General features: G+C 69.8%; 7 protein-coding genes. 1 reads left to right on the forward strand and 6 read right to left on the reverse strand.

Going from position 1 to position 5,228, the window contains the following annotated elements:
• The 6 genes from ACOJSN_RS17715 to ACOJSN_RS17740 form a co-directional block, all read right to left on the reverse strand.
• Positions 1 to 1,575, reverse strand: a 1,575-nt coding sequence (locus ACOJSN_RS17715; RefSeq protein ID WP_420113814.1) for a hypothetical protein, incomplete at its 3' end; no start/stop codon positions are given.
• On the reverse strand, positions 1,572 to 2,045 hold the full coding sequence (locus ACOJSN_RS17720) for a phage tail protein (RefSeq protein WP_420113815.1): 474 nt from the start codon (positions 2,043 to 2,045) through the stop codon (positions 1,572 to 1,574). The genes ACOJSN_RS17720 and ACOJSN_RS17715, both read right to left, overlap by 4 nt.
• On the reverse strand, positions 2,032 to 2,205 hold the full coding sequence (locus ACOJSN_RS17725) for a DUF6760 family protein (RefSeq protein WP_170299361.1): 174 nt from the start codon (positions 2,203 to 2,205) through the stop codon (positions 2,032 to 2,034). The genes ACOJSN_RS17720 and ACOJSN_RS17725 overlap by 14 nt, the downstream gene beginning before the upstream one ends.
• 6 nt (positions 2,206 to 2,211) lie before the next feature.
• On the reverse strand, positions 2,212 to 2,706 hold the full coding sequence (locus ACOJSN_RS17730) for a hypothetical protein (RefSeq protein ID WP_420113816.1): 495 nt from the start codon (positions 2,704 to 2,706) through the stop codon (positions 2,212 to 2,214).
• Positions 2,703 to 3,176, reverse strand: coding sequence for a phage tail protein (locus tag ACOJSN_RS17735; RefSeq protein WP_420113817.1), 474 nt, complete (start codon positions 3,174 to 3,176; stop codon positions 2,703 to 2,705). The genes ACOJSN_RS17730 and ACOJSN_RS17735 overlap by 4 nt, the downstream gene beginning before the upstream one ends.
• Before the next feature lie 67 nt (positions 3,177 to 3,243).
• Entirely contained in the window at positions 3,244 to 4,809 is a 1,566-nt protein-coding gene (locus ACOJSN_RS17740; protein ID WP_420113818.1) for a phage tail sheath family protein, read from the reverse strand.
• 229 nt (positions 4,810 to 5,038) lie between these two features.
• Between ACOJSN_RS17740 and ACOJSN_RS17745 the strand changes: the two genes are divergently transcribed.
• Positions 5,039 to 5,228: hypothetical protein (locus tag ACOJSN_RS17745; RefSeq protein WP_420113819.1), on the forward strand; the 190-nt coding region annotated here is incomplete at its 3' end.

Here is a 5,228-nt window from a genome sequence, read left to right on the forward strand (position 1 = left end):
AGCGGTCATGGGGGCGGCACGCACAGCTGGGGCGGCCGCGCCAGCAGTGCCGAGGGCGGCGGTGCCCAGCGTGGCAGTGCCCAGCGTGGCTGTGCCCAACGTGGCAGTGCCCAACGTGGCAAGACCCCGCGTGCCGGCGGCGAGCGTCCCGGGACCGGACGCGGCAGCAGCCAGCGCGCCGGTACCGAGTCTCACACCCTCCCGCGGACCAGTCCCTCGAGCTCCGGCGGGCGGGGTGGTGACGGTACGGCCGGACGTGGCCCGCGCGGCCGCAGCTCCGGGCAGCGGCACAGGCGATGTCGCTGCGGCACGGCCGGCCGAGCGGCGGACGAGCGCACCGGAGCTCGACCCAGCGGTGGCCATGGGCAGGTGCGCGGCAGCGCCTACGACGGCCGGCACCGCGGGCGGCGGCAGGCCGATCGACGTTGCCCCCGCACTGGACGTGCCGGCGTGCCGCGGTACGGCGCCCGGAACCGATGACGCCGCAGGCCCGAAACCCTCGGCCATGACCCGCACGCGCGCCAGATACGCACCCACGGCTACGCCCGGGCGCACCGGCATCACGCCGGCCGCGGCCGGCGTGGACCGCCGAATCATGCCGGCGGCGGGCAGCACGTGGCCAGCATCGGGCCGCAGCGCGCGCGCGACCCGAGTGATCGGGCCCGCCTGCATCGGCGAGCGCGCGCCGACCGATCCCGGCCCGGGTATCGCGCCGCCAGCTGCCGTGGCTGCGGTGGGCTCCCCCTGCAAGCCCGCCGCCACCGGCAACGACTGCTGCCACTGCGCCTCGCGACCCGCCGAACCCGACGCTGCCGAGACCCTCGGCACGGCACCACCGATGGTCGCGACCTCGCCAGGCGTCGCGGCCCTCGAGGTCTGGGGCTGGGTGGTTCCGGGACGCCGTGCACTGCGGGCCGCCTGTGCTGACGCGAGCGAGTCGGCGACGTGTGCGCGGCGGCGCAGCACGTGTGAAGCGAGACCGTGTGCGGGCACGCCAGAAGCCCGAGTCGCGGCAGCGGCTCGAGCGGGTTCCGCAGGGGCATCGGCAGGCGGGCCTGCGCGACTCGCACTGCTCGAGCCGGTACCGCTGCCACCGGCTCCACCGCTCGACCGGGGTGAGCGTGCGGTCATGCGCCGCGTTCGCGCGTCAGCGGGCGTGGTCATCCTGCCGACGGCGGCGACCTCCTCCGGCAGCTTCATCGGCACCGCGCGCGCGACCAGTCCGGCGGGCACCCCGCCCGGTCGCCGCGACCCCTCACTCGGCACGGGTCCAGCCGCTCGCCGCAGTCCGCGCGTGGGAAGCTCCGCGGCCGAATCGCTTCCGGTCCACCAGCGCGGCGGGGCCACAGCCAGGTCCGTCGCCGAGTCGGTGGCGCGGCTGCCGGGGCCGCTGAGCATCCGGCGGATCGCCGTCGGCCGCCCCCAACCGCGCACGAACCGCATCGAGGAGGCAGCCACGTCGCCGAGACGGGCGGCCTCCCGTACCTGCAGCGGGTGCGGGCCGCGGTACCGCTCCACGATCGCGCGCCCGAGCCGGGTGGTGTCGGGCGGCGACTCGGCAGGATCGGTGCTCACTTCGTCACCGCCCGAAAGCCGTTGTGCGCGACCTCGAGAGTCTCGTTGAGAGCTTCGTCGGAGTCGGCCAGCAACTGGGGACCACTCCAACTCACGGCGAACACGCCGTCGAGCTCCCAGGACCGAAGCCGCTGACCGGTGTGGCTGATGACCGTGACCGCACCGGTGGCCCGGGTCAGGGTGTTGTCGTTGCCGGAGAACCCTTCACCTGACGTCTTGGTGACCCAGGAGAAGAGGGCGTCCGACTGCACCAGCCCACGCGTGAACGTCAGGTGCGGCCACCGCATCACGCCGGGCAGCTGGTGCACGTACCCGTTCTGCCCACCTTCGACGTACTCCTCGACCGTCACGTCGAGCTGAAGGCCGGCGACCTCGCGAAACAGACCGATCTCCACGCCGTCGACCTCGAACAGGAAGCGGCTGGATGTGGACGGCTCGCCACCGAGCGGGGCCAGCTCAGACGTGCTCACGGACCATCTCCCAGGCATGCTCGTTCATCGTGGAGACCGCACGGACCATGCGCACGCGGTCGAGGTGCTCAAGGTCGAGCAGATCGGCGAGCGGCCAGTGCAGGTGGTAGGCGAGATAGGCGATCTCCTGCCAGAGCGCTTCCGGCGGGTAGTGCAGCATCGCTGATCACCTGATCTCGGCCGGGATCTCCTCGATCGCCGACCGCCGAGCCCGACCCAGAGCGCCCTGCCCCGGGTCGAGATCGACCCCCGGCGTGTTCTCCGGCTCGGCAGGCTGCAGCGCCGGCTCAGCTGCTGCCGGCTCCGCCGTCGGCTCCACAGCAGCGGCCGGTTGCTGCGCCGCCAGGAACTCCTCGAACTCCGCTTCGGTGCCGAAGTTGATGACGCCGTAGAAGTCCTGCAGGTAGGCCAGGTCAGCGGCGAACAGCCCCTCGATCTCGTGCGGTGTCACCAGCTCCAGCGATCCGAGCGCCGAGACCACGCGCGCCAGCACCACGATCGTCAGGCGTGGATCATCCGGTCCACTGATCGTCGGGTCGCGCAACGGCTCCAGCTCGTCGCGCGCGGTCGCGAGTCGCATCGTCCCGGTGCGGTGCACCGTGCCGTGGTCGTCGACGTACCCGCGCGGCAGCGTGAAGTCGTACGTGGTGCGCAGGCTCACTTGACCCGCTCGAGCCGCTCGATCACGATCGTGATGGTCTCCTTCAGCGCGTCCGAGCCGTCGACCGAGAGCTGATCGGTCGAGATCTTGCTCGGCCAGCCGTTGAAGAAGTTGAAGCGGGCGACCTCCTTCTGCGCTGCGTCGTAGAGCACCACCGAGCCGTTCTTGCGGTTCTTGGCACGGTCACCCGCAAGGCCGCCATCGCGGACATCCTTGAACCACTTCCACAGCTCGTCGCTGGTCATGTCCGCCGGGGCGACACGTGTGAGCGACAGGTCCGGCACATCGACCGTCTGGCCGAGGAACTTGACCTGCTGCTTCTGGCCCTTCTCGCCGATCTGGGTGGACTTGGCCACACCCACCTCGACATCGAGACCGGAGACGCTCATGAGCGCCGAGATGAGCTTGCCGTCGATCTCCAGGAAGAAGTTCTGGGTGATGATCGGATCGGCGGTGAACAGGCCAGGCATGAGGTGCTCCTTGTGTGGTTCGAGACTCGAGGGGGGCTGCTAGTGCCACGGGGCACAAGCGCTGTTCTCAGGCGGCGCTGAGCTTGTTCTGGCTGACACGGAAGATCACGAACTCGGCCGGCTTCACTGGCGCGAGGCCAACCTCGACCACGAGCTTGCCGGCGTCGATGGACTCGGGCGGGTTCGTGGTCTCGTCGCAGCGGACGAAGAACGCTTGGTCCGGGTTGGCGCCGAACAGCGCGCCCTCCTGCCACAAGCCGTGCAGGAACCCGGTCAGGGTGCGCTTGACGCCCTCCCAGAGGGTGACGTCGTTCGGCTCGAAGACCGCCCACTGGGTGCCCTCGAGAATCGTGGCCTCGACCATGTTGAACAGGCGGCGTACGTTGAGGTAGCGCCAGTCGGTGTCGGAGGCGAGCGTGCGAGCCCCCCAGATCCGGATGCCGCGCGTACCGAAGGGGCGGATCGCGTTGATGCCGATCGGGTTGAGCACGGACTGCTCGTTCTGGGTGATCGACCGCTCGACGTCGAGCACGCCACGGATCGTGTCGTTGGCGGGCGCCTTCCACACCCCTCGGGTCTCGTCGGTGCGTGCCCATACGCCTGCCACGTGGCCCGACGGCGGGATCAGCAGCTCGGCTGTGCCGTTCGACCCGGTGGGGTTCTCGACCTTGATCCACGGGTAGTAGAGGGCAGCGAACGCCGAGTCGTACTGCGCAGTGTCCGCGCGCCAGTCACGCATCTCCTGCGGGGTCAGCCCGGGAGGTGCATCCAGCAGAGCCATCCGGTTCGAGTGCTGCTCGCAGTGGGCGATCAGCGCCGTCTGCACTGCCTTCCACATGGCGAGGTCGATCGAACCGTCGGCCCTCGTGGCGGCGGTGACGAGGTCAGGAACGGCCACGATCGTGACATCCTCGGCCAGCGCCAGGCCGTTGATGCCGGTGCGGCTCGCCTCCGATCCAGCGAACTTGCGACCGGTCACGGGCACCGGGACCGACGCTGCCTTCTCCAGCGGGTACTGCCCCGGCTTGAGCAGCTCGAGCTGCTCCTCGATCGTGACGGCTTCATCGATCTCGACGGCGACCTTCACCTTCGTCGAACCGTCGTTCACGATGGTGGCCGCGTCGCGCGGACCACCGAAGCCCAGGTTGCTGAAGGTCTCGACGACCTCACCGTTCTCCAGGACGGACAAGTTGAAGGGCGTGGGGCCCTCGAGGTCGTCGGGAGCGTCGGTGCTCTCGATGGCGATCGTGATGTCGGCGTCAGGGGCGGTCGACTCGACGACCAGCGGCAGACCGAGCGCGCGGTCGGCAGCCGGCAGCGCCAGGCGTGCCGGCTCGCCGGAAGGCTCAGCGTTGGGAACCCTCACGATGTACGCGAGCGAACCGCCGTTGAGGAAGTAGCCGTAGACGGCGAGCGGCAGCATCGCACCCTCGACGAAGCCACCGTAGAGGCTCTCGAACTGCGACCAACTGGTCACGAGGCGCGGAGCCAGACCCTGCGGGTCATCAGGGTCGGTGGGCGCTGACGCGGTGAAGCCGACAAACGCTGTCACAGCTGTGGGTGCTGACGTCAGCACCTTCTGTGACGACGGGATCTCTTCGACGTAGACGCCGGGCGCGGTGTAGGTGGGCACTGGACATCCTTCTCTCGGGGCGAAACCGACTGGCGGATGGGCCCCGGTCTCGACCGCGGCCGGAGCTGGCACTGATCGTGCAGGACCCGCTTCAGGTCAGCGTAGGAACGGCGCCGCTGCCACCTCATCCGTAATCGGTACCGATCTTTGGGGCACGAGTGGCGTCAACATCTGTGCATTGCAGCGAGATCGTCGATGTGTGATGCTTCAATTTCCCTATTGTTCACACGTGGCAGACGACGGATCGGGCAGGCACCCGATGTTCGAGCGGACCGCCCGCAGGCAGGCGGGCACTCCCGTACGGACGACGAGCGAGCGAGCGCTCGTCGTCGACCAGATCCTGCGCGGGATCCGGAGCGGACGCGGAAGCCTCGTCCTCGGTGCCGCCGGCGTCGGCAAGACCTCTCTCACCACGCGTG

Origin of the sequence: Pseudactinotalea sp., from assembly GCF_048594945.1 — a bacterium.
Taxonomy (GTDB): domain Bacteria; phylum Actinomycetota; class Actinomycetes; order Actinomycetales; family Beutenbergiaceae; genus Pseudactinotalea.

What these genes read in the sequence shown, in the direction of transcription:
- ACOJSN_RS17725 (WP_170299361.1), bottom strand. Translation starts at nt 2,205, where the DNA reads ATGCTGCACTACCCGCCGGAAGCGCTCTGGCAGGAGATCGCCTATCTC.
- ACOJSN_RS17735 (WP_420113817.1), bottom strand. Translation starts at nt 3,176, where the DNA reads ATGCCTGGCCTGTTCACCGCCGATCCGATCATCACCCAGAACTTCTTC.